Origin of the sequence: Novipirellula artificiosorum, assembly GCF_007860135.1 — a bacterium.
In the GTDB taxonomy this organism is placed as follows: domain Bacteria; phylum Planctomycetota; class Planctomycetia; order Pirellulales; family Pirellulaceae; genus Novipirellula_A; species Novipirellula_A artificiosorum.
The window spans coordinates 147,310-173,904 of record NZ_SJPV01000010.1 but is presented as its reverse complement, the minus strand read 5'-3'; the positions used below and the strand labels follow the sequence as shown (position 1 = coordinate 173,904).

At 54.5% G+C, this 26,595-nt stretch carries 21 protein-coding genes and 1 tRNA gene; 3 read left to right on the top strand and 19 right to left on the bottom strand.

Features of this window, described 5'->3' with window-relative positions; translation table 11 throughout:
• The 14 genes from Poly41_RS34325 to Poly41_RS23835 all read right to left on the bottom strand — a co-directional run.
• The coding region (locus tag Poly41_RS34325; RefSeq protein ID WP_197231588.1) for a hypothetical protein at positions 1 to 944 on the bottom strand (944 nt) is incomplete at its 3' end.
• 334 nt (positions 945 to 1,278) lie between these two features.
• Positions 1,279 to 2,676, bottom strand: a complete 1,398-nt coding sequence (locus tag Poly41_RS23895; RefSeq protein ID WP_197231587.1) for a SpoIIE family protein phosphatase — start codon at positions 2,674 to 2,676, stop codon at positions 1,279 to 1,281.
• A 148-nt stretch (positions 2,677 to 2,824) separates the two neighbouring features.
• The gene (locus tag Poly41_RS23890; protein WP_197231586.1) at positions 2,825 to 3,907 is read right to left on the bottom strand and encodes a protein-glutamate methylesterase/protein-glutamine glutaminase; all 1,083 of its coding nucleotides are present in this window, start codon (positions 3,905 to 3,907) and stop codon (positions 2,825 to 2,827) included.
• Positions 3,908 to 3,917: 10 nt separating this feature from the next.
• Positions 3,918 to 4,298, bottom strand: a complete 381-nt coding sequence (locus Poly41_RS23885) for a response regulator (protein ID WP_146529625.1) — start codon at positions 4,296 to 4,298, stop codon at positions 3,918 to 3,920.
• Between the two features lie 22 nt (positions 4,299 to 4,320).
• The gene (locus tag Poly41_RS23880) at positions 4,321 to 4,809 is read right to left on the bottom strand and encodes a chemotaxis protein CheD (protein ID WP_197231585.1); all 489 of its coding nucleotides are present in this window, start codon (positions 4,807 to 4,809) and stop codon (positions 4,321 to 4,323) included.
• Between the two features lie 13 nt (positions 4,810 to 4,822).
• On the bottom strand, positions 4,823 to 5,473 hold the full coding sequence (locus tag Poly41_RS23875; protein ID WP_146529623.1) for a chemotaxis protein CheC: 651 nt from the start codon (positions 5,471 to 5,473) through the stop codon (positions 4,823 to 4,825).
• Positions 5,470 to 7,992: a chemotaxis protein CheA gene (locus tag Poly41_RS23870; protein WP_146529621.1), complete on the bottom strand. Its 2,523-nt coding sequence runs from the start codon at positions 7,990 to 7,992 to the stop codon at positions 5,470 to 5,472. Before Poly41_RS23870 ends, Poly41_RS23875 begins: the two co-directional genes overlap by 4 nt.
• The gene (locus Poly41_RS23865) at positions 7,989 to 8,867 is read right to left on the bottom strand and encodes a CheR family methyltransferase (protein ID WP_197231584.1); all 879 of its coding nucleotides are present in this window, start codon (positions 8,865 to 8,867) and stop codon (positions 7,989 to 7,991) included. Before Poly41_RS23865 ends, Poly41_RS23870 begins: the two co-directional genes overlap by 4 nt.
• Before the next feature lie 88 nt (positions 8,868 to 8,955).
• The gene (locus Poly41_RS23860; RefSeq protein ID WP_146529617.1) at positions 8,956 to 10,581 is read right to left on the bottom strand and encodes a methyl-accepting chemotaxis protein; all 1,626 of its coding nucleotides are present in this window, start codon (positions 10,579 to 10,581) and stop codon (positions 8,956 to 8,958) included.
• A gap of 161 nt (positions 10,582 to 10,742) precedes the next feature.
• Positions 10,743 to 11,273: a chemotaxis protein CheW gene (locus Poly41_RS23855; protein WP_146529615.1), complete on the bottom strand. Its 531-nt coding sequence runs from the start codon at positions 11,271 to 11,273 to the stop codon at positions 10,743 to 10,745.
• Between the two features lie 755 nt (positions 11,274 to 12,028).
• Positions 12,029 to 12,646: a helix-turn-helix domain-containing protein gene (locus Poly41_RS23850; protein ID WP_146529613.1), complete on the bottom strand. Its 618-nt coding sequence runs from the start codon at positions 12,644 to 12,646 to the stop codon at positions 12,029 to 12,031.
• 5 nt (positions 12,647 to 12,651) lie between these two features.
• The gene (locus Poly41_RS23845) at positions 12,652 to 13,830 is read right to left on the bottom strand and encodes a tyrosine-type recombinase/integrase (protein ID WP_146529611.1); all 1,179 of its coding nucleotides are present in this window, start codon (positions 13,828 to 13,830) and stop codon (positions 12,652 to 12,654) included.
• Between the two features lie 249 nt (positions 13,831 to 14,079).
• A tRNA-Gln gene (locus Poly41_RS23840) sits at positions 14,080 to 14,151 on the bottom strand.
• A 103-nt stretch (positions 14,152 to 14,254) separates the two neighbouring features.
• The gene (locus Poly41_RS23835) at positions 14,255 to 15,052 is read right to left on the bottom strand and encodes a redox-sensing transcriptional repressor Rex (RefSeq protein ID WP_231615884.1); all 798 of its coding nucleotides are present in this window, start codon (positions 15,050 to 15,052) and stop codon (positions 14,255 to 14,257) included.
• 277 nt (positions 15,053 to 15,329) lie between these two features.
• Here Poly41_RS23835 and Poly41_RS23830 point away from each other — a divergent pair, with 277 nt between their 5' ends.
• A complete protein-coding gene (locus Poly41_RS23830) occupies positions 15,330 to 15,863 on the top strand; it encodes an RDD family protein (RefSeq protein WP_146529607.1) in 534 nt (177 codons plus the stop codon).
• A 15-nt stretch (positions 15,864 to 15,878) separates the two neighbouring features.
• On the opposite strand, the gene ptsP is transcribed toward Poly41_RS23830, so the two are convergent.
• Positions 15,879 to 18,167 carry a phosphoenolpyruvate--protein phosphotransferase gene (gene ptsP / locus Poly41_RS23825; RefSeq protein ID WP_231615897.1) on the bottom strand — a complete coding sequence of 763 codons (2,289 nt, stop codon included), beginning with the start codon at positions 18,165 to 18,167 and terminating at the stop codon, positions 15,879 to 15,881.
• A 656-nt stretch (positions 18,168 to 18,823) separates the two neighbouring features.
• Here ptsP and Poly41_RS23820 point away from each other — a divergent pair.
• Positions 18,824 to 19,117 (top strand): STAS domain-containing protein, encoded by a 294-nt coding sequence (locus Poly41_RS23820; RefSeq protein WP_197231583.1) that lies wholly within the window; start codon positions 18,824 to 18,826, stop codon positions 19,115 to 19,117.
• A gap of 559 nt (positions 19,118 to 19,676) precedes the next feature.
• Positions 19,677 to 21,122, top strand: a complete 1,446-nt coding sequence (gene hemG / locus Poly41_RS23815; RefSeq protein WP_197231582.1) for a protoporphyrinogen oxidase — start codon at positions 19,677 to 19,679, stop codon at positions 21,120 to 21,122.
• 110 nt (positions 21,123 to 21,232) lie between these two features.
• On the opposite strand, the gene Poly41_RS23810 is transcribed toward hemG, so the two are convergent.
• The 4 genes from Poly41_RS23810 to Poly41_RS23795 form a co-directional block, all read right to left on the bottom strand.
• The gene (locus Poly41_RS23810) at positions 21,233 to 23,065 is read right to left on the bottom strand and encodes an adenylate/guanylate cyclase domain-containing protein (protein WP_146529599.1); all 1,833 of its coding nucleotides are present in this window, start codon (positions 23,063 to 23,065) and stop codon (positions 21,233 to 21,235) included.
• A complete protein-coding gene (locus tag Poly41_RS23805; RefSeq protein ID WP_146529597.1) occupies positions 23,058 to 24,503 on the bottom strand; it encodes a RecQ family ATP-dependent DNA helicase in 1,446 nt (481 codons plus the stop codon). Before Poly41_RS23805 ends, Poly41_RS23810 begins: the two co-directional genes overlap by 8 nt.
• Positions 24,504 to 24,548: 45 nt before the next feature.
• Positions 24,549 to 25,916: a Gfo/Idh/MocA family protein gene (locus Poly41_RS23800; RefSeq protein ID WP_146529595.1), complete on the bottom strand. Its 1,368-nt coding sequence runs from the start codon at positions 25,914 to 25,916 to the stop codon at positions 24,549 to 24,551.
• Positions 25,917 to 26,051: 135 nt separating this feature from the next.
• Positions 26,052 to 26,531 carry a hypothetical protein gene (locus Poly41_RS23795; protein ID WP_146529593.1) on the bottom strand — a complete coding sequence of 160 codons (480 nt, stop codon included), beginning with the start codon at positions 26,529 to 26,531 and terminating at the stop codon, positions 26,052 to 26,054.
• Between the last annotated feature and the right edge of the window lie 64 nt (positions 26,532 to 26,595).

Below are 26,595 nucleotides of genomic sequence, written 5' to 3'. Positions count from 1 at the left end.
GGGGAAGATCGACCGATAAAACAAATGGGCGTCAAACTAAAGGACCGAAGCCAAGATCTTGACGTCGTGTCTGAACGAACCGAAAAGGTGCAACATGAAGCATAGTCCTTCAAGTTCGGGCTTCGCGCCGGTAACCGAACTGGCTTCACGCCTTCGTTGCGTAGGAAGTCTCGATACGCCTTACTGAATGTTGCATCGCGGTCCATGATTATGTACCTTTTGTCCTTGAGAAAACCGTCCTCATGGTTAGTCAGTTCGAGGGCAATTGTTTTCATCCACGCCTCGTTCGGATTCGTGGTGCAGCCCGCGAAGTCGACACGGCGTGTTTTCAGCTCCATGACAAAGAGCAGATAGAACGTCGTCAGGCCACTCTTTGTCCAGACTTCCACGGTGGTGAAGTCGATCGAAGCCATCACGTCCCAATGCGCCTTCAAAAAAGTCTCCCATGATCCTGTGCGTTTGCGGTCTGGTGCGGGCTCAATGCCGTGAGCTTTGAGGATATTGCTAATCGTGGAGTCGCAGATGTTGTAACCGATGTTCGATAGCGCGCCGCTGATCCGGTCGTAGCCCCACGTAGGATTCTCTTTCGCGAACTTGACGGTCAAATCAACGATCACTTGTCGGATCCTTGGTCGACCTGTTCTCTTCTCTTTTCGGTCGGAGTAGTCCCACTTATTGGCGACCAATTGTCGATGCCATCGCAGGATTGTGTCCGGCGTAAACAGGGTCTCAACCTGCTCGAGTTGCTTGTGGCCGAGGAGCTTGCCTTTGACTGCCAATCGACGTCGCTGCTCATCGGTTAGCGAGATTCGATTCTTGCCGAACTTCTCTTTCAGAACGGCATTCTCGGTGCGAAGGTACTCAATGACTTCTTGTTGTTGTCGATTGACCCAACTGGCAAGAATGATCAGTATCAACTGCCACGGTTGCAGAACGAATTTCATCGGCGTCTCGGCGATTTGGCAAATCCGAGACGATCATTGGTGATGGCCGGTATGTAAAGCGGCGCAGGTGAGCCAGCGGCGGTCCGGAATTGAGTTGCTTCCGGTGAGAACGATTACGGGAACCTTGGCGTCGTCGAAATGCATGCACCCCGGCCGAACTGCCTGGCTGATAAATTCTTGCAGCCTCGCTTTTCGCCGTGTCTGATGTTCGGCTGACTTTTTTGACCCCACGCGTTCCCGTGAGAACGGTTGCGGGAAGATTACCGACGAAATTGCACACGTCAGTTCGGCTGAGATCCGTCGATGTCGATAGCTTGAATGACCGGTTTTCGCTTCATCGATCGGAAGAGATTTCCAGCCCCAGGATGGAGACGTCGTCTTTGGGGCCGTTTTTTGCGCACCATCGTTGAACGGATTTTTGAAGCAGCGAAACGCTATCATCCAACGACTGGGACTGACCGAGTTCGATCATCTCCATCATTTGCTGCATGCTGAATTGATTCAAGTCTTCATCCATCGCTTCGGGAACACCGTCGGAATAGGCATAAAGCCGATCACCCGGCGCGAGCATCACGACTTCCTGGTCGTATTCCATGTCTGCCACCCAACCGATAGCCATGTTGCACCCCTCCACCATCCTAGGCTTTTTACCCTTTGGCACATGAACGACAGGATCGTGTCCGGCCGAAACGAATTGAAACTCTAACGTGCTCAACTTCAGCACGCCGTACAGCATCGTGAAAAACAACTCGTTTTGTTCTTCCATGGGGAACCGGCGATTTAGTTCGTATGCAACCTCGCGCGGCGGAACAATGCGTGTGCCTCCGCTAACGTCCGATTGGATCAGCAGCGAAGAGGCCGACACGAGCGGGGTCATCAGACGACCGATCGTCACCGACAGCAATGACGAAGCGACGCCATGGCCGCTGACATCGACAACGTAAATCGCGATGTGATCCTCGTCCAGTGCAAAGTAGTTCAAGAAATCTCCCGCCAATTCATCACAGGGAATGAACTGCCAGGAAAAGTTGACGAGTGAAGTTTTGGGACGGGACGATGGCAACAGCGATTGTTGCACCTTCGCCGCTGCGTTCAAGTCACGTGTCATGCGCTGGTTGGACGAGTCAAGTTGATGATTCAGCGACTCCAGTTGCTCGTTCCAGCGAGTCAACTGTTCTCTGGCAACCGTCAACTCTTCGTTGGTACGAACAAGCTCATGGTTCTTTTCGACCGCGTTTTCAAAGGTAGACACGAGTAGGTTCAAAATCTGCTGGCGCCCCGCTTTAACCGTATACTTCGTCCCCCCCAACGTGACATCAAGCTGCTGCTCTTGCTCCTCCTCTTCAATCGGCGTTTCCAGCAGTGATGCGACTCGCGATATCAGGAACTCTGGGTCATAGGGCTTCGTGACGTAGTTGTCCGCGCCGCAATGCAGTCCCTTGATGATGTCTTGTGCATCCCCCAAAGTTGACAGCAAGATAAACGGAATCCCTCGCAAGTCGGGGGCGTTCTTGACCGCGTGACACAACTCGTAGCCGGTCATCACGGGCATTTCGATATCCGAGATCACCAACGTCGGTGGTTGCTCTCGAATCATCTTCAAGCCAATCTCGCCGTTCTCCGCCGTGCGAACCTCGTACCCTGCGTCGATCAGTTTGTCAGACAAAATTCTTGCCTGGATGCGGCTGTCTTCGACAATCAGCAGGGAGGCAAGCGGTGAGGGATCATTCATAGTGGTTTCAACATCGGTAGGCGCTTCAAAAAGGGGGCTGGCCCTTTGTAACATGGCGTTTCGATCGCAAGAACAGAACTCATTCTAGACGTTTATCAAACGAAAACGGGTTTTGGGAAAGGGTCAGACCCCTTTTTTGGAATACTCTCTAAGTTCGACGGCTGCGTTTGATGTGCCGGACGATTCCCGGGGCCAACTTGCCAAGCGGTAACGTTCGATCGGCAAGCTGTTGTTCAATGACAACTTTTGGCATTCCGTAGACCACGCAATCGCTTTGATTCTGTGCGAAGACATAGCCGCCAGCTTGTTTCAAGACCCTGCAACCTTCCAGCCCGTCCCGTCCCATCCCAGTCATAATGACCGCAAGGGCATTGCCGTCGAGTGCTGCTACCGCCGAACGAAGCGTGTAATCCACCGATGGGCGAACGCCATTTTCAAGCGGATCGTCTGTCAATCGAACAAGCAGCCGGTCGCCGAGCGAGATCAGTTTCATTTGCTTGCCGCCGGCGGCAATGATTACCCTACCGGCGATGGCTTCCATCTTATCGGTCGCTTCGACCACCTCCAATTCACAAAGCGAATCGAGTCGATTAGCCAAGGAATGTGTGTACGTTGGCGGCATGTGTTGAATTACGAGAACGGGAATCGGCAACTCTGCGGGCAGTTTTGGCAACACGGCCTTGAGCGCCACGGGGCCACCGGTCGACGTTCCTAAGATCACGGCCAAACAGGGTGAACGGGGAGTAGGTACCCTGTCGATCCTTTCCTCCGCATCCACTCGCTGACTGGCGGTGTGCTTGCGAGGTACGGCGTCGTCCGACGATTGGCGAAAGGCAGTGATCTTCTGCTGCAACTCGTCTTGAAGTTGTTTTCGATTTGATTGGGAATCGTCACCCGACGGTTTGAGAATAAAATCGAAAGCTCCTTCCATCAGGGCGTCCGTGGTCACTTGTGCTCCGACCGCCGTAAAGCTGCTGACCATGATTGCTTTGGAGCGAAGTCTTCGGCGTTTGATCTCACGCAACAACTCGATGCCGTTCATGTCAGGCATTTCTACGTCAAGCGTCAGCAGATCGGGATCCAACCGCTCGATCTTTTCAAGCGCATCGACGCCGTTCTTGGCACTGCCGATCGAATCGGCACCGTCGACTCCGCGCAGTACATTCTGAATCGACTGGCGGTACAACGCCGAGTCGTCGACCACCAGAATTGTTGTCGGTCGGGAATTCACGATACTCTTCCTACGGTTTGTCTTCGGCAGCAAGTGATTTTTCAAAGAACTCGCGGAGCATCGCTTTTTCGAATGGTTTGACAATGAAGTCAATCGCACCTGCTTGGATGCACTCGGCCAACTTCGGTCTTTGGTTCACCGCGCTGACCATGACAACACGTGCCTGCGGATCGTGCTGCATCAATTGTTTAAGTGCCGACACGCCATCTAACTTGGGCATCACAATATCCAAGGTGACCAAGTCCGGATTTTCTTGTTGGTAAAGTGCGACAGCCTGTTCGCCATCCTCCGCTTCACCTGCAATCTCCCAGCCGGCGGATTCCGCTATTTCACGAATGCGTTTCCGCATAAACAGGGCGTCGTCGACGATTAATAAGCGTTTTGTTGCCATCTCTTTGTTTCTAGCCGATTGTTTACTTTAACTCGATTGGTTCTTGTCCCACGATCTCGATCACTACGTTGCCATTCTCTGTATAAAAGGACATGCGTCTCCCCTTCTCGCCGCCACAGTGACTGGCCAGAACAGGAATCCGTAGATCAGAAAGCATTTGCCGGCATGATTCCACGTTTTGCTGGCCGATGTTCCCGGCGGTACTGGTGGCAAACATACTGGCGCCGCCAGCGATCTTGGCCGTTAACCTCAATTTCTCGCCAACAGCCTTCTCCATCTGTTCGATCAGCGCCGGGACCGCAAGGTCGACAAACTTGCCCGGTCGATCCGTATTTTTTTCGCGTGAGTCGGGCAACACGATGTGCGCTAATCCACCAACTTTTCGTCGGCGATCGTAGAGAGCCAATCCGACGCACGAGCCAAGCAGCGTGCGGAGGGTGCCCCCGTCTACATCAACATGCATTTCACCCATACGCACGGTCAGACCGATCGTTTGTTTTATTTCCTCCATGCTACGAGACGCCTCATGGTTCGGGCTCACCACCAAGGAGCAACTGCGGCAACCGCGACATCGATTCGCCATCGGGTACGAACAGCAATGTCCAATTCACCGCAAACCCATCAATTTCGAATCTCGTCTTCGCTAAGATCGCTTGGTCAAATGCAATCATCTGGCCCATCAAGGTAAACTCCATCAGACTCTCGGCGAAGTCACGGCTGAATCTCGGTGGTGTAGGAATGACGTAACTCGATTCCAAGCCCTCGGAAAGACTCTGATACAGCGAATTGAGGTAGGCACAGCAGAGGATGTTGGTGGTTTCCAGAGCCGCCGAGGTGGCCAAATCCGTCCACTCGGCCGTCGTTCCTAGAGGTTGGTCCAGCAGAATGTCGGCCAAGGCCCATCCGCTCGCATCGTCAAAAGCAAGGATCATTTGGCCCGTGACAATGCCATGGATCGTTATCGAACAAAAACAAATCGGCGTGTCGTCACCGCGGGATAATACCGCAGTCGCCTCTTCCATCTGCAACTGTTCCAGCGAATCGAAATCAACGATCGAAGGTTTGCCAATCCAAGTGGCGAGTGCTTTCGATGCGCTAGCAGATCCACGATGAAACGACGATTCGAGGGCAGTCAATTGGCTCGGGCTGAGCCGATTTTGTTCCTGGTCGGTCAACTTGCAAGTTCCTCGGTACCTGTCTTAATGGACGGCTCGGTCGCCATTTGATACGCCGTGCCAATATCAAGCATCAAACCAACGCTTCCGTCACCTAGAATACTTGCGCCGGACAGCCCACGTATATCGATGAAGTTATCGGAAAGCGACTTAATCACCATGTCCTGACTACCAAGCAGTTCGTCGACCCGCAATCCCATGGTCTTGCCAGCGATCAGCAAGATCACCACTTCCGATGCCTGCGCGTCGGCAGCGGATTCTCCGCCGTCCAAGTCTCCACCGCGAGATTCGTCGTGACCATAATCGATATCATGCCAATCGAAGATTTCGTCGATCGTGACCAGTGGAATGAACTCGTCGCGAACGTCAATGGTCCGCTTTCCCTGAACCGTGACCACATCATCGTCGCCGACCGAAACGATTTCACGAACTTCGTCGATTGGCATCGAAAACACGACCCCACGTATTTTCACCAATAGGCAATTGATGATCGCAAGCGTCAGGGGTAGGCGGATGGTGAAATGGGTTCCTTGCCGCGGCACCGATTCGACTTCGATACTTCCATTTAGCTTTCTGATCCGATTCAGAACGACATCCATCCCAACACCGCGTCCCGAAACGTCGGTGATTTCGCCAGCCGTGCTGAAGCCGGGGTGCCAGATGTAATCCAAAGCCTGCTCGTCGCTCAGCTCGCTAGCGGCCGACTCCGACAGAACTCGATTGCTGACCAGCTTCGCTTTGATCTTGTCAACATCGATTCCACCGCCGTCATCCCGAATGTGGATATAGACGTTGTTGCCTCTGTGTGTGGCCTCCAAAATGATCGTTCCGACGTCTGGCTTGCCGTCAGCGCGACGAACCTGTGGTGACTCCAAACCGTGGTCAATGGAGTTTCGCACCAAGTGCACCAATGGATCACCCAGACCGTCGATCATCCGCTTGTCGAGCTCCGTCTTCTCACCACGGATCAGCAGATTTACGCGTTTGCCGCGTTCGGCGGACAGATCGCGGACCACACGTTTGAAGCGATTGAATAACGGACCAACGGGGACCATTCGAGTGTCCAAAACACCCTTTTGCAAATTCTGCGAGACTCGCGAAAGCTGATTAATCGCCTCGCCGAACTTTTCCAGGTAGCCACGATCATGTTCCCAAATCTCTGAATGCTCGTCCATCAACTCCAAACCACAACGCAATTGATCGACCAGAGCACTGCGATCGGCCGGTTCCGCCGTTTCATCCTCTAAGCCATCGATCGTGTGACGCAAGCTGTCACAAAATTCGCGGATCCGATTCAGCGTACTGGCTTTCCGATGCGCTGGACTGATCTGGCTGGAAATCTGGACAAAGCGGGCTCGGTTGACAACTAATTCTCCTGCCAGATTCATCAGACCATCGAGCCGGTCGATCTCGACACGCATGGTTTCGGCAACCTTACCGGTCGCTTTGTCCGACGCGTGCGTTTCGGATACAGGCGATGCAACGCGTTCCGGATCGCCATCGGGTTCAACCCGCTCCGGGGCAGCGGTATCGGTCGCGCCAGCATGCACGGTCGAAGATCCTCGATCGGGTAAATCGGATTCCGCCTCGATGAAGACAGCAACAGGCTCGTCAAAGGATTGGCTTTGTTGATCAGGAGGATCATCGGCCTTGATTTTCAGTAAATCCTGAGCACTGGCTTCATCGACTTCAGCTGCCCGAGCGAACTCAACCGCATTGTCTGGGAAATCAATCGCTTCCACGCCGTCAACCTCCGCGGCGCTACGCAGCTGATCAAAGTTCTCGTGGGTTTCAAGCCTGACCTCGAACTCTTCGAGTTGCTCGTTCTCCAGTAGAGAGTCCAACACGGGCTGAGTCGATTTCAGATGCCCCAATGCCGCCAATCGGTTCACGATCAATTGAGCTTTTAAATCTGCCAGTTGCAAGCGGGGGCGAAATCGAATCACCATGCGAACCACCGCATCCTCCGCTTCGGCAGCCGCCTGAGTCGATGACATGTCGGTTGATGCGATGTCATCCATCGTGGGCTCTAAGACTTGGCCGGCAACCGATTCCTCCGCCGCGGATGTTAACACATTATCCTCTTGCTCGGCTTTTTGTGTGGCCGAATGCTTTTCCAATTGCTTTAACTCGCCAAGCAACTCGGTAGGACTGCCTAAGGCCTCACCGTCGCGTAGTCGAGCGTTGCATTGGCGAAGGAAATCAATGCACCTCAGCACCAAGTTCATCGTGGGCTCATCGAGCTGCTCGGTGCCGGAACGAAACCGTTCGAAGCGGTTTTCCAGGTGATGAGTCAACACCGTAATCGGGTCCAAGCCCATCATCCCGGCCGAGCCCTTGATGGAATGGATCAGTCGAAAGGCCTCATTCAATTCTTCTGCGTTTGTCGACACCTTCTCGAGCGATAACATCGTTTCGACGAGGTCATCGAGTTGCTCTTCGGTCTCGTCCAGAAACGTTTGTAAGTATTCCGACATGTCGTCATCGAATTCGGATGAATTCTTCGGTTTGTCCGTCATGGCTTTCCACCTCGATGTCCGACTGCTGCAGCACTGCGGGGCGTTTCTGCGACCTTCTTGTAAATAAGTGGCGAGACTCTCTCCAAACCGCCTAGCATTTCGTAGATGCCCTCCGACGGTCCGACCACTAGGTAGCCTCCTACCGCCAACGCATTCAACAAGTTGTTCACTGCGATCTGCTTCGACTGGCGGTCAAAGTAAATCAGTACGTTGCGAATGAAGATGCAATCAAAAACCGGACCGAGCAACGGTTTCATCAGATTGTGTTGCTTGAACTGAACCAGTTGTTTGATCGATTCTCGCACTTCCCAGAGATCATTTTCGGTTGGGTTTTGAAAGTACCGTCGCCGCTGCCGCTGAGGCACCTCGTCGATCGCACTCGATTTAAATATCCCGCTCCGTGCCACCTCCAACATTTCTTCGCTAATATCCGTTCCGACCACTTCTAACGACCAATCATGGAGCCGATACAGATTCTCGGCCAGACAGATCGCGATCGAGTAGGGCTCGGAACCATTGGCACAGCCCGCCGACCAAATCCGCAACTGGCGTTTCCGTTCTCCGGCGCGCTGACGCGTGACTTGCTCGGGCAGCCAATCACTGCTCAGCCAGTCAAATTGCTTTTGGGTGCGAAAGAAATAGGTTTCGTTCGTCGTGATTGCATCCAGGAAACCAGCAAGTTCACTAGCACCATCGGCTGAGGTAAGAAATCGATAATAAGTATCAAAGGTCTCGAACCCGCCTGCATTGACGCGGCGGCGGATACGATTGCTCAACAAGGTGACCTTGTTCTTGTCGATATGAATGCCGCTGTTCTTGTAAATGAAGTCGCGGAACCTATCGAACTGATGCGAACTTAGACGCGGGAGTCCCACGGTAGATTGTTCCTTCGTTTTTATCCGAGACAGCGTGGGTAAGGTGGCAACATAACGTCGGGACCCGCGGTTCGGTATCCCTGCGACATTACGATTCAAACTGACTCACCAAATCCTGCAAAGTCTGGGACTGTGCGCCGAGTTGTTCTGCACTGGCCGCCAATTCCTCTGCACTGGCAGCATTCGATTCCGTCGTTTCCGACACCGACCGGATGGCGACTTGGACCTGGTTGGCGCTGGCCGATTGCGATTCGGTTTGTTCGGCAATCTGGAGGATTCCAGCTGCCGTCTTCTCGACCGCTTCGACGATTGAGGCGAGCGAATTGCCCACTTCTTCGGATAGCTCGGCGCCTTCGGCAACGCGACGCGATGACTCCTTGATCAACTGAGTGATCTCCTTAGCCGCTTCGCTGGACCGTTCTGCTAGTTTTCGCACCTCATCGGCCACCACGGCAAACCCCAAACCGTGCTCACCAGCACGGGCCGCCTCGATCGCGGCGTTCAACGCCAACAGGTTGGTTTGGCTGGCAATATCGCTGATCACTTGAATGATATCGGTGATCTGTTCACTCGATTTTTCGATCAAACGCATCGCAACCACCGCTTCGCTGCGTGTCTTGCTCGCTTCGCCGGCCAAGGATGCCGTCTTGCCCGCTTGCTCGTTCAATGCGTTGGCGCTGGTCGCGATTACCTGGATTGCGTTTGTCATCTCAGCAACCGACGCGGTCATCTCTTCTACACTCGCCGCTTGGTTCTGAGCCCCGTCGCTCAAATTCGCGCTGCTTTCGGCGATCACTCTCGCGCCCTCGGCAAACTGATGAGCGCTTTCGATCACCTCATCAATCAAGTGTCTCGTCTTCTCGCGTTGCCGCTCTGCGGAACTTTCCAATTCGACACGTTTGGTGACATCGGTGGCGTACTTAACGACTTTACAGGGCCGGCCGTTGAGATCGAGGATGGGATTATAAGAACCTTGTATCCAAACCTCACGCCCTCCTTTTCCAATTCGCCGGTACTCCGAACGAGTGTACTCGCCACGGTTCAACTTGTTCCAAAATTCTTTGTAATCGTCGCTCTCGCGTTCAGCAGGTTCGACGAACATTTTGTGATGCCGCCCCTTGATTTCATCGAAGCTATAACCCATCGCGTCAAGAAACAACTGATTAGCCCGGATGATTGTTCCGTCCATCTCGAATTCGATGACCGCCTGAGACTTTTGAATTGCCGCGATCTGACCTTCGAAGTCCGCGTTTCGAAGTTTCTGTTCCGTGATGTCGGTGGAATATTCGACCACTTTAAAGGGCTTCCCCCCCGCGTCCAAGATTGGATTGTACGATCCTTGAATCCAACTCTCCCTACCCGTTTTGGTGATCCGTTTGTATTGGCCACTTGCATGATCACCGCGATGGAGTCGATCCCAGAAGTCTTTGTAGTCGGAACTTTCACGGTATTCGTGCTCGACAAAAATGCTGTGGTGCAGGCCTTGGATCTCGCCAAGCGCATAGCCCATCGATGCCAAGAAATTTTCATTGGCGGTGATGATTGTTCCGTCGACCTCGAATTCGATCACGGCTTGCGAGTTGTTGATCGCAGCCAGTTGGCCCGCCACATGCTGTTCGAAACGCAACTTCTCTTGTCGCAGAGTTTCCAGTTCACGTCGCAGTTCCGTTTTCGTTGTCCCGTTCTTTTTCTTCGGGGATGCCGCTTTGGCCATGGAGCATTTCTCAGGTGGTAGTCAGGTAAGGGTATTGATTTAAGACCGTGTGTAAAAAGGGGGCTGACCCTCTCTTAAAACGCGTTCTGTTCCTTGAGTTCTTGGATTAGCCGATGTTTTTGGTAATCGAAACGCTGCTCTACAAAGGGTCAGGCCCCTTTTTAAATCGCATTCTTAGCAGTGGTCATTTCATGATTAGGGTGACGTCTCAGTCTTGCCAGATTCAACAATTCATCGATGTTCATGATGATGACTAGGTTGTCACCCATTTTTGCAAACCCGGCAATGTCACGGTTACCCTCAGCTGTCATCGTGTCGGGAGCAGGCTGAATGCTTTGCTCCGGAATTCGAATCACTTGCGTAACCGAATCAACCGTGCATCCAATAGTTCGGTCACCCACATTGACGACGATGGTCCGTGTGTTGTTGTCAGCCGGTATTGGAGCGAGTCCGAGAAGTCTACGGAGGTTAATGATCGGAATGATTGCTCCACGCAGATTCCTAACGCCCTCGACATAATCGGCAACTTGCGGTGTCTTCGTGACTTGATCAAGCATGACGATTTCCTGAATCTGGTCGATCCGAAAAGCGTATTGCTGGGAGTCAATTTGAAAGCCGACGAACTGCGATGTATTCTTCGCGGCGGGAATTGCATCGGCGGAGGCTGAATCAGAGGCGGATTGATCGACCATGGGTGTCGTGCCTCCGTGGAGAGGAAACTCAGTCGGTTCAGATGATGTAAGTCTAATAAGCGTCCATTCTACTTGGCAGTAATGTCAGATACAACGAACGAGACCCAGAAAGGTGTGGTCAGAAGGTTCTCGCAAGTTTTGGTTTTGGGTGATCCGTAGTGGGCAATTGTCCATAAACGTCGTCGTCGCCGAGTTCGGCTTTCATTAGGTACTTCTTTGATTGGAAAAAGTCGCGGAGCGTTTTTTCGAGTTCGTCTTCCTTGCGATGCAGGTCCCAGGTTTCTTCCCATTTCTCGCGTTTGCGTAGGCCCGCGGGTTTGTAACGGAGACATCTGAGTCATCGCGTCTAGCTTTGCGAGGAGATCGGTTAGACACTCCTCGCAGAAGTATGCCCCATGGTCATCCTCGTAGTACGCCTCCGTTACTAGCTTGCTGTTGCATCCATGGCACATAAGGAATTCAGCTCCGAGTGCATTGGCGATTTCATTAATAGGAATCGATTCATAGGCGAGATACATGTGCATGGCCCTTAAAAAGCATCAGTGACAGTGTTGGCAGGGAACTGATCAACGCAAAGTCGCGAAGTCTTGTTGGATGTTACGATGCCAACGCCTTCTCACCAAATTGTCGACCATCCTGGCGTTCGCTTTGCCTAAGCCAGGTGGGCAAACCAAACGTGAGCCATCCCGATCGACTGACCTGCGCTGATAACTCGGATTTAACTGAAGGCGATCACGAGGATGCCACCGAGTCGCCTATTTGAATTCAGGGAACAGGTCATCGTCGTTCGATGTCCCGGACACGGGGGGCTTTGCAGACTTCGACTGCGGTGAGGCGCCTGATACAAAAGCATCAAGCTGTGACTTCGTAAACCGAAGTTGCTTCCGCTGGTTCCCCTGACCAACGTTCTTGCCATCGAGAGAGCCATTGTTGAACGCATTTCTTACGGCTGCCTGGGAAATGTCTAAGTAGCTTGCTGCGTCAGCAACTGAGAAAATATCCGTCCGTATCGCCTCATTGATTTTGCGAGGCGGACCGAATAGCTCATTCTTCGTTTCCTCGATCGATAATCGTAACCTTGCATCATCGAGCCAATCAACGGCTTCACGCTGCAGATATCGCCCAGCGACCGACTCAACGTACATGCAACCCTCTGCCAGATACTCTACCATCGGATTCGAGTCGTTCGCCATTTGGCGTATGAGCGCTCTGGCACCACTGATTTCATCGCAGTACTGATCGAAATAAGGCTTCTCACTGGCGGCTTCCTGCTCGTGTACCCAGGAATCGTTATTGGCTCGTTCAGCCAAATGAAGAGCGTATCCTAATCGCTCAATAGCGGCATCAAAGTCCTCGAGTTGTTCAGTGCTCATCACGATCATCTTGAAGCCTCGCTCGAATTCCAGTCTTGGGGCTTGTCGGCCAGCAACCAAGTTCTGACGTAGGTGCACGCCTTGCGAGTTCGGTCGCGGTCAACAAACTCACGATAGTGAGCTGACATGCTGCTGTTAACATGCCCCATGACATGGTCAACGGCTATTTGATCCCCGCACCCTGAAGCAACCGATGCGAACGTGTGGCGAAGGGAATAGTAACCAACATTCTTTTTATAGCAGCCAACGGCTTTTGCGAGCTCGCGGAATTGCTCTCCAATGGAATCGCGATTCGTCGAAGCTCGATCAAGCCAGAGTTGGCCCGTCCGAGTAAGAAACACGGTGTCGGGATTGACACCTGGCTTGGGTTCAGGGCGAGTCCCACCGAGCACCGCTTGCAAGGAGGCTACGGTTTCAGGCCACAACCAAGCAGCCCGGTCTTCGCCTGTCTTCCTTCGCGGTCGTTCGAGCCAGCTCTCCCGCCAGTCGATCCAATTGGCCTGAAGAAAAGCACAGTCCGTGTTTCCATATGCTGCATTGATGCCAAGCCAAATCATCGCCCGCATTTGGGGCCTCGCATCGGCTATTAGTGACCATACTTGAGCTGCCGTAAAAAGCTTCTTTGGTTTATCGGCTTTCTCGATACGTATGGCCCGCTTCGGAGGGACCGAAAACAGCTTGCCGTATTTTGGCACCGAATCGATCAGGTCGTTTTCCCAGGCCCATTTGAAGATGGCCCGGATGCCCAGGATGTTGTTGCGACGTGTCCTCAGTGACCACTTGGTCGGAAACTTCGACTTCATCGCAGCGAAGTCCTCTTTCACGATGGTATCGACCTGCCGAGTCGCTCCAAAGTGTTTGAGCAACTGAACGCAGTAGGCTCGGACTTCGCGGACATGGGCATCTGAAATATCCCTCATGGCGGCACGCTGCTTCTGCTCCCTCAAGTACCGATTGCAAATCACTTTTACGGTCGCAATCGTCGCCGCCTTGGCAGGTTTGCCCTCGTCGAGTCGTGCTTTGATTTCCAGCCATTTGCGTTCTGCTGCTGCGGGATCGTCCCATGGGCCGCAATTGTGTTTCGTACCTCCATACGATTTGCACCAGTATCCGCGCGGATGGGCGTACAGGGGGAAGTCGGGGCGGGGTTTCGCTGGCTTCTTGGTCTGCGTCTTTGCGACCATCAAGCTGACTCCATGGGCATGACGAGAGTGCGTTCGCAAGCTGGCACATCGCAGGATCGGTGGCTCGGGACATTGTCTGGGCGATAAGCCTGGGCGGGTCACGAACCACGCGCATTGATGTGCTGATCACGCAAATGTAGGGGTGCCAAATCCAGATTTCAAGAGGTGAAATCGGGGTGCCCGAGGGTGCCGGTCCGTTTCAAGAAGGCGTTTTTAGCTGAAACACCGTAAAAATGGAGCTTTGATAAGCTACCCCGCTAGGACTTGAACCTAGAATGGCTGGACCAAAACCAGCTGTGTTGCCAATTACACCACGGGGTAGAACTTCGAATACTTTAGCAAGTTGCCTTCGAGTCTAAAAGAGGGACTTTTCCAGACTGCGGGCGTTGTTCACCGATTTTTCCCTTCGCCGCCTTTCTTGCGGTTATCGGCCACTTTGCACCGCAAACGCAAGTCTTTGTAGCTCGCTGGCAAGGTCCACATTGACGACCGCGATCCGCGGGGGCAGTCGAAGCGTCACCGGAGCGAAGTTCAGCAGTCCACAGACGCCGAGCGAAACCAATTGGTTCGCCACGTCGGCCGCTTTTTCGGCTGGAATGGCGAGAATGGCGAGATTCGGAGGGCGTTGACGGAATCGTGATTCCATCTCCGCAGCGTCGCGTATCTTGATTCCCCCGACCGTCGTACCAATCCGCACCGGATCGACATCGAACGCGTCGGTAAGCGTGAATCCGAGCCTCTCAAACCCGCGATATCGCAGCAAGGCGTCACCAAGTGAGCCGACTCCGATCAAGACGACCTCCCATTGTTGTCCCGACCCAAGAACCTCACCAATTCGCTCGATCAGCGTTTGTACCGAATAGCCAACGCCTCGGCGGCCGACGGTGCCGAGGGCGCTAAGGTCTCGGCGGACGACAGCGGGCGAGACATTGACCAATCGCCCGAGTTGCTGGCTATTGATCGTCGCATGTTTCGACTCCCGAAGCCGGTGAAGCTCCCGAAAATACAAACTTGCGCGCCCCACCGCCGGTCCCGGCAACTGAGTTGGCAAGGAGGCTTTGGTTCGATCCGAGCTCTCGACGAAATCGGAGCCTTCAACCGAATCCGGACGCTCATCATCCGGACGCTCATCATCCGGGCGCTCATCATCCGGGCGCTCATCATCCGGGCGCTCGTCATCCGGGCGCTCGTCGGGATTTTGGCTGCGGCGACTATCTGACAAGGCAATTCCTCGCCGAAACGAAAAACGGAAGTGGAGGGTCGTGACCCACCGAATACGATCCTTTGGCGAGCGCCTCTGCATGGGCGACGCCAAACGGAATTGTATCGGATTGCCCTGCATTCTGTGGCACCGATCGCCTCACTCGAGGGAGATAGCAGAAGATAACCGAGGGAATTGCCAAGCGGGGCGGCGATCTTCGTTGCAAACCAATTTCGCAATCCGGTATGCTTTTCTCAACTAGACCACTTCACTTCTACTTTTCTTGGGATAGACCACCATGTCGTCAGGCTATGACAACCCCTTCGCTGCTCCTTCGGAAACCAGCACCTTATCCACCGATCCCTCGCTATCCTACGAATTGGCTACCCGAGGCGAGCGGTTTGCCGGTGCGTTGATCGATGGACTCTTGATGCTACCTCTGGTTTTCGGAGGGGGCATGGCACTGGGGGTCGCCATGATTGCGGCCGGAATCAATCCAGAGAGCTTGCAGTTTAATTTGATTGCGACGGTCGTCGGTGGCTTTCTTGGGGCAGTCGTTTTTCTTGTGATCAATGGCTACTTGTTAGCGACCAAGGGACAAACGGTTGGGAAATTGATTATCAAAACACAGATCGTTTCCGAGTCGACTAACACCATTTTGCCATTCGGCCAACTGGTCATGCTGCGTTATCTACCGTTTTGGGTTGCTGGCTCGCTCCCGATCCTGAGCCGATTCGTTCCCTTGATCGATGCGCTGGCAATCTTTCGCGCGAGCCGAAAATGTATTCATGACGACATCGCCGGCACAAAGGTCATCAAACTTAGCCTGTGATGAATGTGGGGCTCTTCAACACGCAGGTGTTGCGGTGGATTCGTCACCCGGTTCACGCAACAGGTCTTCGGCAAGACTGCGAATGTCACTGCCACGTGTCTGTGACAGGGCGACTTGGGCAAGTTTACGAAGTTGTCCGATGGACAGTTTGGACAACCGTGCCTTGAGCGACAGGATGGACGGAGAGGAAATCGAAAATTCACGTAGCCCAAGACCCACCAGGATTGCAAAGCAGGCCGGGTCGCTCGCCATTTCACCGCAAATGCACAGCCCTCGGTTGTGACGGCTTGCCACGCCAACCATGTGATGGATCGCGTGGAGGATCGCTGGGTGAAGCGCATCATAGTAATGTCGAATCCGCGAGTTTCCTCGGTCCGCGGCCAACATGTATTGAACCAGATCGTTGGTGCCGAGGGCAAAGAAGTCGACTTCGCGGGCAAAGTGGTCCGCGAGCGAGATTGCAGCGGGAACTTCCACCATGATCCCAAAGGGAACGTGTGGAAGGATCCAGCCTTCGTCGTGAAGCTTCGACTGCGCTTCGGAAACGACTTCTTTGCAGGCGTGGATTTCCTCGATATTTGTCACCATTGGGAACATGAGTTTGACATGACCATGAGTCGACGCCATCAAGATTGCTTCAATTTGCGTGCGGAACATGTCACGGTGATCGAGTGACACACGCACACTTCGCCACCCGAGGAACGGGTTTTCTTCGCTTGGCGCGTCAAAGTAGGGCAGCATTTTGTCGCCGCCGATGTCGAGCGTTCGAATCGTCACGGATTGGCCAGGGAAGCTCTCCACAACACGTCGATAAACCTCGTACTGAGATTGGCGGTCGGGGAAATCGGCACGTGCCATGTAAGGCAGTTCCGTCCGATAAAGCCCGACTCCGGACGCACCGGAACGATGGGCAATCTCGACATCGCTGAACAAACCAACGTTGGCTCGGAGCATGACTTGCGTCCCGTCAAGGGTCGCTGCATCACGATCCCGATACTGCATCAATTGTTCTTGGTGGCGGATATTGTCGGCTTGCAATCGGCCGTATTCCTTGCGAACCTCCGAGCCCGGTTCGATGTGCAAGCAACCGCTATTCGCATCGAGAATCAGCGGTGCCCCCGGTTCAATATGATGCAGCGCCTGCTTGACTCCGATCAGGGTGGGGATGCCCAGCGATTTGGCGATGATCACCGCATGCCCATTGCTGTCGTCTGATTCCAACACGAGGCCAAGGATCTGGTGAGGATCCATCATCGCGATCTCGGAGGGCATGAGCTCTTTGGCGACGACAATCGCGGGGCGGTTGATTGTAATGGCGCCTCGATCGTGACCCAGCAGATGGGAAGTGACGCGGCGACCGATGTCTTCCATGTCCGCCGCGCGTTCTCGCAAATAGGGGTCCTCCATGCGTCGGAAGGCGGCAACGTATTCGGCAATTACATGTTTTACCGCAGCAACCGCACTCCGCCCCTCATCGATTTGACTGTGCAATTTTTTAGTTAAGACGCGGTCTTGCAGAATCATCAAATGGCTGTGGAAAATCGCGGCGTCTTCTTCACTGAGACGCTCGGCGACTCGCTTCTCCAAGCACAGCGTTTCAACGCGTGCTTTTTCAAGCGATTCATCAAGTCGATTCCGTTCGGCCAGTGAATCCACTGGCTCATCGTCCCTGATTTCGACGCTACCCAGCACATCGTCAATCAAGAACGCTGGACCGATCGCGACCCCTGCGAACGCAGCGCTGCCATTGAGGATCGAGACGATTTCCGCCGACCTGTTTGCCGGTGTCATTCGGTCAAGCGAGGCCGGGCTATCCACTTGTTCGCGTTCAAGTCGATCTAACAGTCGGGCATTCGCAACGACCGTCGACAATTGAAATGCGATCGTCGTGAGCATGCTGATTTCAATCGCATCGAATTCTCGTGGTTCGATGGTTTGTATCGCCATCACGCCGAGCAGGTTTTGGCGATCGAAAAGCGGGATTCCCAAGAACGAATGGTAGCTTTCTTCGTTCGAGGATTCGACGTAACGAAACCGTGCATGCGATTGAGGCTCATTCACATTCACGACCGCCCGTGTTTCGGCCGTGTAACCAATCAGGCCCTCCCCGATCCGAAGCTCGGTATGACCGACCAAATCCTCTGGCAATCCAATCGTTGCCCGCATCGTCAATTGCTGGTCATCACGGAGATAGATTGAACAGACTTCGGTTCGCATCCGATCGGACACGAGTCGAACGATGTTGAGAAGTGTCTCGTCCAAACCATGCGAATCAAGAATCAGCTTGCTGATATCCTCGAGCATCGACAAGCCGTGCCGCTCCGCCACAGGGATGGAAGGGAGCGAGGGTTGGGAGGAGTGACGCAATGAGGAGAGAACCATGACGGAGAAGGCTTCGGTCAAAAGGAGGAAGGATCATCGCCGAACTTTCCGATGGCGCCATCGGGGCAACGCGTCGAAAGCGAATCGCTCCGAGGGGATCGTTCGAATGCAACCGGCATACCAATTGCCGCCGTGGAGCTGCCCAATGAAGCCTTGCGGACGTGGCACATCGACCAAATGCGCCAGCAATTCTTGCACAAAGGCTCATTTTCCTCGGCGTGATAACCGAATCCTACCGAGTGCTGGGGGCAGCTCGCCTGCGCATCAATCGGGCACTGACCTGCGAACTAATTGTGCAGTGACCGATGCAGCGAGGATCCTTTGGGGGGAGGATCTTCCGCTAACCAGCCTGTATCGCCACTGGATGGACTTAAGACGATTGGGCAACCGTGGCACGAGAGCTGCTACACAGGGGAGATACGACCGAGCTTCCGCTCTGTCGTGCATCCACAGCCCGTTGGCTGGGCGGCAGCGACGCGTCAATGCGGCAGTGATGCCTTTTTTTATTTCTGGAACGCGACAATCGTTCGATCGCAACAAGCGATCGGGAAGAGAATTCCATCGGCATGGCCGTCAAGATGACTTCAACGAGTTCAGATTGGCTTACAGCTGTCGCGCGGGCGATCGAGCAAGCAGATGAAGCGGAAGTGATTGTCGATCTGTCGGCGGTCCAGATGATCGCCAGCAGTGACCTGAGCGAACTCATTCGGCTGCAATTGGCGGCCAGGCAGCTTGGACGGAGAATGATTCTTCAGAATCCGCAGGTCAACGTCTTGGAAGTATTTACGCTCACGCGTCTCGATCGGCTGATCGAGCTCCGCCATGAGGGTCAGTCGACCCTCTACGGTCACCATTTCGACGCTGCGAGGTAGTTCGTGTCAGGTGTGTGGGGGCAGCTTGAAGGGATACGGTCGTTGACGCTCGGTTTGCGGACGGATATTCTGTATGTCTAGGTCTACAAGTCGATTGCAGGTCCTTTCGTTCGTCTGCTCGAGTGCCACGATGATCTCCCAAGTCGCCGAATGCGCCCTTCGCGCGGTCGTCTGATTGGCGGTCCTTCAATGACCGCCCGATGCCGGCTTTCTACGACAGGATCCAAGCGTGCGACTTGGTCTGTTTGCGTTGCCGTGCTTGTGCCAAACCGGAGTGTCAGCCCTACGTGGTGAAGAGGACCGAGGCAATGCATTTTCGACGTTTTGCGATCTAAAATCGTCCATCCAAAGCGAATTCGTGTGATCAGGATCCCCACAAGCCATTTATCCCGATGGGGTTGAACGACGGAATAGGGGTGAAGTTCGTTCGCCATGCGGGATGGATACACCCCAGCGGTTTCTTGCCGGCGGTTTATGGTGCGTTCTCGCATCAAGGCACGATCACTATGGGGGACTCACTGCGAGTTTCATTACGAGAGAATCAACGAGGAGAAGAATTATGCGACGTCGTGTCGCGGTCATTGGTGGCGGAGTCTCGGGGCTGGCCGCTGCGCACCATTTGCAAGAAATCGCTCCTGAGCTCGATGTGCTGTTGTTCGAAGCATCGGGTCGAGTGGGTGGGGTCATTCAAACGACGAAGCAAGATGGATTCTTGATTGAAAGTGCGGCGGATAACTTCATCACCACGCCCCCCAGCGGGATCAAGTTGTGTCAGCGTCTTGGCTTGAAAGACGATTTGATTGGCACAAGCCCCACCGGTCGCAAAGCCATGGTCGTGAGTCGGGGCCGGTTGGAACCGATCCCCGAGGGCTTCTTGATCATGGCTCCCTCGCGGATATGGCCGCTGGCGAGCACGCGAACGTTAGGAGTGTTTGGAAAACTGCGTGCTGGATGGGAGTACTTCGTGCCGCGGAAATATCGTGACGAGGACGAGTCGTTGCGGTCCTTCGTGTGTCGACGTTTCGGCAAAGAGCTGTTTGATCGGTTGGTTCAACCGCTGGTGGGCGGGATCTACACGGCGGATCCCGAAAAATTGAGTGTCGCTGCGACGATGCCACGTTTTCTGACCATGGAACGTGAACATGGCAGTTTAATCCGAGCCATGCTCAAAGCGAAAAAGGGAAAGCCCAAGGAGAAGAGCTCGGGGGCGAGGTATGGCCAGTTTGCCACGCTCCGCGGTGGCATGTCGACGTTGCTCGATGCGATGGTCGATCGACTGCCCGCAGGCACGGTCCACTTGAACGCTCCGGTCACGGGACTCACGCGGAACGCGGACGGTCAATGGACGCTGTCGATCGGCGGAGACTCTCCAAGGAGCGAACAGGTCGACGGTGTGATTGTCGCGATCCCTGCCCGCCATGCATCCGAGTTGCTGCGTGAGACCGATGCGAAGATTGCGGACGAACTTGGCCAAATCGAGTACGCCAGTTGCGCGGTGTTGTCGATGGGATATCGCCGTGACCAGATCTCACATCCGCTCAACGCCTTCGGCTTCGTCGTTCCCATCGTCGAAGATCGTCAAATCCTGTCGTGCAGTTTCTCAAGCGTCAAGTATGAAGGGCGAGCGCCGGAAGATCATGTCCTGTTGCGTGTGTACATCGGTGGCGCCTGCCAAAGCGAATTGCTCGAGAAGTCTGACGACGAACTGATTCGAATCGCGAAGGCAGAATTGGCCGACTTGATTGGGCTTCAAGGCGATCCCGTGGTGGAAAAAATGAGTCTGCAGCGGCAAGCGATGCCACAATACCATGTCGGGCATTGTGATCGCATTGCGTTAATCGAACGACGCCTCGAGCCGTTCCCCACTTTAGGTTTGGCTGGCAATTCGCTTCACGGTGTCGGTATTCCTGGGTGCGTCGACACGGGTGAATCCGCTGCGCAAAGCGTCGCCAAGGCGATTCGGGCGACTAGCGGCGTGGACGTCCCGTCACCCCAGCAATCGTGACCGTACCAACGACTTCGAATCGTTCCGCGCCGGGGGCGGCAAGCTTGTACTCCAAGGAATGTTGGCCACTGCTGCCATCGTCGTCGCTTTGTTGCAGAGGACGTAGCAGACTACGACGGGTTCTTCACAAAATCAATCGCCCCCGACCAATCTTCGGGCGGAGCCGACCGATGGCGAAGGATAAAGTTGACGACCAATTGGCTTGCGCGGTCTCGCGATGAGAGCGACTGAAAAACGGGAAGGGCGACGCTCCATTGACCTTCAAGGAAACTCTGGATCGCATCTTCGTAGCGGTTGATGTCATCGTCGGAGAGCAAGTGGACGTCCGCGCTGGGGTCAGTGTCCGGCGACATCAATTCGAACACATCCGCCGCCAGCGTGAAGCCCGCGGGGCGGACGCGCGCGAGATACCGCAGCCGAACCTCGGCCGCAGCAGATTGACGAATCGCATCGGCCGTGGCCTTGTCGAGAATGACGTTCACCCCAAAGGCCTTGGTCAGCCCTTCCAATCGACTTGCCAGGTTCACCACCGGTCCAAACGCAGTGACTTTGACTTGATCGACGGTACCAATTTGGCCGGCGACGGCTCGCCCCGTTGCGATTCCGATGCCGTGTTGAAACGTGATCCCCGGTTGCAGGGAACGAGCCTGCCTTAAGCGTATTTGCACGGCGGCCCTCGCGGCACGGGCAGCGCAATCGGTTTGCGGCAAAGGCCAGCCCCAAAACCCCATGGCCGCGTCGCCATGGAAATCGCCAATGACGCCGCCGGTGTCCAAGATCGCCCGGGTCATCAGCCCTAGCGATTCGCTGACGCGGCTGAGCAGGTCCATCAACGCATCGGATTGCTGCTCGCTGTGTCGCGAGAAGCCACGAAGGTCACAAAACATGACCGTCAGATCGGTTTCTCGCGGCGCGAGCACCTGTTCGGGATCGCGTCCGGCCAGCGCGTCCATGACCAGCGGCGCGAAGAACTGACGCATGGACGCTTGTCGTCGCTCCAATCGATGGCTTTGTCGCAAATTGGCGACCATGGAACCGACAAGCTCCGCGAATTTCAGATCGTCTTGCAATTCGTCGGGCACGGATTGCAACGGATTGGATGTGATCGAATACGTTTCCGGAGAAAATTGACCGATGACATAGATCGCCCATCCGCGGCATGCCTCGGATCGAAGCGGCACACAGAATGCCCAATCCACCCCTTCGTTGGAAGTGTAGACCGGAGACGGGGCTTGGTTGCTCCAAATCTGGAGGACACTTTCGTTCGATTCGATTGCGGTGCGAGCTAAGGTTGCACTGACCGACGTCGAATCACTTTCAAGTTGGCGACTATCGTAGTGCAGCACCTGAACTTGGGCAGGTGGCTCGGATGCTGCAATCTTCGCCGCATCGATCGCGACGACTGCCACCGACGTGGCCGACGGGGTCGATTGCAGCAACACGTTCGTCATTCGCACCAAGAGTTCTTCATCGGTACCGCTGCTGGTGATCAGATCAGGCAATCGGCTGAGCACGTTGATTCGCGACGCTGTGTCGCGAAAGTTCCGACCACGCAGTTCTGCTTGATCAAACGCGTGTTCGGTCAATTGGCGCGTTGAAGCGACCGGCCCTGCAATCGACACATGGGAAACGCCCGGACGATTTGCAAACGTAAAGGTCGTTTCGCCAATCACAAAATGTTCGCCGATGGCGATCTTGAAATGCTGAGATTGGCTGCCGCGGTAGTACACGGGGTTGCGAGCCGAGAGGTTGCGGATCACTTCGAGTTGTTTGTCTGGCATTGCGATCAGTCGCACATGCTTGCGGGAAATCATCGCATCCCATGGCACATTCCAATCGCTATCCGATCGTCCTAAGCTGACTTCTCGCCCCGACGCCGGTTCGGGTAACGGGCGACGCCAGCGTTGGCCTGGCAGGGGGCCTTGCGCGATCAGGTCAAGCATCGACGTAATCCTGCTGAGGTGAACCTTCGAAGTAACGGGTCAAAAACGCTTTTCGATCTCCTTGCTCTGCAGCCAATTGTACCATTGCGTACAAACGTGTTTGGTCTCGACGCTTCTTTTCCTCAAGCGTTTCGTCGCTTTTGAACTGGGGTGGCAGTTCGGTCAGCACATCGAAGCAGCGTGGTGGTTGAGGGCCAGCAACGACACCGGTGCGATCGAGCATCGCTATCGCCGTCGCTAAGCGGTGATCATGGCGACTGAGGCGTTGCAGGCGATCATTCAGCCATTCCATCCCAAACGCCTTGCACGGTTCATTCTGCTCGACCAAGGTGTCGTACAAGCGTCCGTAGAATTCGGCGTCCGGATTGGACCATTCAATGAATTGCATCTGGGTCATCAGATCTTGTTGGTCATACAACCAAACACAACGACTCGGTTGATTGTCACGGCCGGCACGGCCCACCTCTTGATAATACGACTCGATCGACCCAGGGGTTTCGGCATGGATCACCATTCGAATATCTTCCTTGTCGATTCCCATTCCAAATGCATTGGTTGCCAAAACCCTATCGCCGTCTCCGCGCATAAAACGATCTTGCACCTCCCGCCGATGGCGACGATTCAAATCGCCATGGTAACAATCGTGTTCGATTCCTCGCCGCAACAAGTCGTCGCTGAATCGGTTCAGAGTCTTGATCAGACTGAAATAGACCACCACGCTGCCACCGCGGTAGGTGGGATCTGAAAAACAATCGAGCATCGCAGCAAGCTTCTCATCGTCTCCGAGCACCGGCTGCACATCGAGTGACAAATTGGGTCGTTCGATGCCCTGGTAGAAAAGGCGAATGTCGGATGGGTCGATCCCGATTTGACGATAGATGTCGTGACGGCATTCGGCCGTAGCGGTCGCCGTCAGTGTAATTGTGGTTGGAAATCCCAGTTGTTCACGAATCTCGCCGACGCGAGAGTAGTCGGGACGAAAATCATGCCCCCATTGGCTAACACAATGTGCTTCATCGATCGCCAACAGTTTGACACGCCGACGTCCAATGCAGTCACGGAACTCGTTTTTTCGAAATCGTTCGGGTGTGACGTAAAGCAACGGGTGCTTTCCCCTCGCGATCGCTTCATATCGGCGTTCGCGATCCACGCGATCCAGTGACGAGTTGATGTAGGTGGCATCGATTCCCTTGGCTTGTAGCGATGTCACCTGGTCGTGCATCAAGGCAACAAGAGGCGAAAGCACGAGCACGATCTCGTCGGATGCTTCGTCGATGGTCAAGGCGGGAATCTGGTAACAGACCGATTTTCCCATCCCGGTAGGCATGATGACCATGGCGTGACGTTTTGAAAGGACATGTTCGATGACCTCACGCTGGTCGGGACGAAACGTCGCATGACCGTAGTAACGTCTCAACAAATCATCGATTGATTCCATGAGTAGGCGTTCAGTTTCCAGGTGGAGCGGGTTGCAGGCGAAGACTTAGCCGATTCCTGGAATCGCGATGGGGTAAGTTCCCCCTTGGTCAGGATAGACGGGGGCTTGATCCGATAGCGATCGAATCACATCGGTGTCGGCCAATCGCGATCGGTCCTTGATTGCGGTATCCCAATGAACCACCTTTCCGGTGTAAGTCGCGATGCGGCCGAGGATCGCCGTCATGGTGCTGTGGGCTGCTTCATCAGCCTCGTTAGGGATCTCGCCCCGACGAAGTGCGGCAAACAAATCAACCTGTAGCTGCGGAGTCCCGCGCCCCGCCTTGACGTCTGTTGCGCCGAATTCCCAAATGCGATCTCCGTTGGCATCAAACAAGATCCCGCCGCTCAGGTCGGCGGTGCCCTTTGTGCCATGAATGTATTCACCGATCCGGTTGCTACAGCCCTTGATGTGTCGGCACTGGCTCAGCAAAGTCGCGCCGCCCGCGTAAGTGAACTCGACCATGTGGTGATCAAAGATTTGGCCATGGTCCGGTCCACGACGCACCTCACGACCGCCTTGACCCTGAGCTTCATTCGGATGCCCTTTCATGACCCAATTGATCACGTCGAGGTTGTGGATGTGTTGTTCAGCAATGTGATCACCACTGAGCCATGTGAAGTAATACCAATTTCGAATTTGATAATCCAATTCGCTTTGGTCCTTGGTTCTCGGCCGAACCCAAACACCACTTCCGTTCCAGTAGGCTCGAGCAAACAGGGGCTCACCAATCACTCCGTCGTGCAATCGCTTGATGCATTGCTGATAGCGAGCTTCGTGGCGTCGTTGAAGTCCCACTTGAACCGCCAAGTTGTTTTGCTTTGCAATTGCATTGGCGGACAAGATTCGCTGCACGCCAAAAGCATCGGTCGCAACAGGCTTTTCCATGAAAACATGCTTGCCCGCGTCGACAGCAGCCTCAAAGTGTTGTGGTCGAAATCCGGGCGGTGTCGCCAAAATCACAACATCGGCGTCGCTGGCAAAGACCTGTTTGTATCCTTCCAGTCCAATAAAGCGGGTGTCCTGGACGTCCACGTTGTGGGGATGTTTCCCTCGGATCGTACGGTAGGCTGCGTGCAGGTTATCCGCAAAGACATCGGCCATGGCCACAAGCTGAGTTTCGCCACCGGTCGTATGAAGCGCTTCGATCGCGGCCCGGGTTCCCCGAGCTCCACAGCCGACCAGGCCAATTTTGATGGTGTCGCTACCGAACGAATGAGCGGCGCGGGCAACCGCAAGGTTTCCGCCACCGATTGCACCACCGGCGAGCATCATGCCGCCACCCTTCAAAAAACCACGCCGAGACGCAGCGGCTTGAGACGAGGGTGGAACCGAGTCCGTTGGGGTCGTTTTTTTTCGAGATCGTTTCGACATCAATCAGGCTGCGAAAAGCAGAGTCTTGAACCGTTGCAGACAGGAGAAGCTGGCGCGTTTCCTTGAAACTTGCTGCCAATTGAGGATACCCAGCAATCGGCAAAGCAGCAAACGCTTTGCCAGGTCGATCGGAGGCTACAAGTACATGCCCAAAAAACCACCTTCGGCATCACTTTGTTCTTGGATCGCCTTGATCCGCTCTTCGGTCTTCTGCAAGTCGCCGGCCTCGATGTACCGGTCAAATTCGACCATGACCGCCCGCTCGGCACTCTGAGCCAGCAATTCGACCATCGGTTCGGTCAACCATGCACAGGTTTCACCACTCAGTTCAACCGACAGCTCCAGCGCCTTGGTCTTCAGATCCTTTTCTCCCGTCATCACCGATCCCTCAAAGGCAAACTCAACCATGCCGATCTGAGGATCGTTGGTCAAGTAATATCGGCATTTCCCGCGATGCAAGTAATAGGTGTTATGAGACCCATGCTTGGCCATCGCTGCTTTGATTCTCTGCACAAACTGCTGGTACCTGGGAGATGCGTCAATTGGGGCGTCCATGCGGGGAACGCTGCGCAGCGGCAAGCAATCAAATTCGATTTCGACCCATCGTCCAAACATAGCGTTACGTTTCCTTTGATGACTGCAAACAGGAAGAAGCGGCTCCTTCATGGTCTGTGGCGAT

What these genes read in the sequence shown, in the direction of transcription:
- Poly41_RS23855 (WP_146529615.1), bottom strand. Translation starts at nt 11,273, where the DNA reads ATGGTCGATCAATCCGCCTCTGATTCAGCCTCCGCCGATGCAATTCCC.
- Poly41_RS23820 (WP_197231583.1), top strand. Translation starts at nt 18,824, where the DNA reads ATGACTTCAACGAGTTCAGATTGGCTTACAGCTGTCGCGCGGGCGATC.
- Poly41_RS23805 (WP_146529597.1), bottom strand. Translation starts at nt 24,503, where the DNA reads ATGGAATCAATCGATGATTTGTTGAGACGTTACTACGGTCATGCGACG.
- Poly41_RS23830 (WP_146529607.1), top strand. Translation starts at nt 15,330, where the DNA reads ATGTCGTCAGGCTATGACAACCCCTTCGCTGCTCCTTCGGAAACCAGC.
- Poly41_RS23795 (WP_146529593.1), bottom strand. Translation starts at nt 26,531, where the DNA reads ATGTTTGGACGATGGGTCGAAATCGAATTTGATTGCTTGCCGCTGCGC.
- Poly41_RS23885 (WP_146529625.1), bottom strand. Translation starts at nt 4,298, where the DNA reads ATGGCAACAAAACGCTTATTAATCGTCGACGACGCCCTGTTTATGCGG.
- hemG (WP_197231582.1), top strand. Translation starts at nt 19,677, where the DNA reads ATGCGACGTCGTGTCGCGGTCATTGGTGGCGGAGTCTCGGGGCTGGCC.
- Poly41_RS23850 (WP_146529613.1), bottom strand. Translation starts at nt 12,646, where the DNA reads ATGAGCACTGAACAACTCGAGGACTTTGATGCCGCTATTGAGCGATTA.
- Poly41_RS23880 (WP_197231585.1), bottom strand. Translation starts at nt 4,809, where the DNA reads ATGGAGGAAATAAAACAAACGATCGGTCTGACCGTGCGTATGGGTGAA.
- Poly41_RS23800 (WP_146529595.1), bottom strand. Translation starts at nt 25,916, where the DNA reads ATGTCGAAACGATCTCGAAAAAAAACGACCCCAACGGACTCGGTTCCA.
- Poly41_RS23845 (WP_146529611.1), bottom strand. Translation starts at nt 13,830, where the DNA reads ATGGTCGCAAAGACGCAGACCAAGAAGCCAGCGAAACCCCGCCCCGAC.
- Poly41_RS23870 (WP_146529621.1), bottom strand. Translation starts at nt 7,992, where the DNA reads ATGACGGACAAACCGAAGAATTCATCCGAATTCGATGACGACATGTCG.
- Poly41_RS23860 (WP_146529617.1), bottom strand. Translation starts at nt 10,581, where the DNA reads ATGGCCAAAGCGGCATCCCCGAAGAAAAAGAACGGGACAACGAAAACG.
- Poly41_RS23810 (WP_146529599.1), bottom strand. Translation starts at nt 23,065, where the DNA reads ATGCTTGACCTGATCGCGCAAGGCCCCCTGCCAGGCCAACGCTGGCGT.
- ptsP (WP_231615897.1), bottom strand. Translation starts at nt 18,167, where the DNA reads ATGCTCGAGGATATCAGCAAGCTGATTCTTGATTCGCATGGTTTGGAC.
- Poly41_RS23895 (WP_197231587.1), bottom strand. Translation starts at nt 2,676, where the DNA reads ATGAATGATCCCTCACCGCTTGCCTCCCTGCTGATTGTCGAAGACAGC.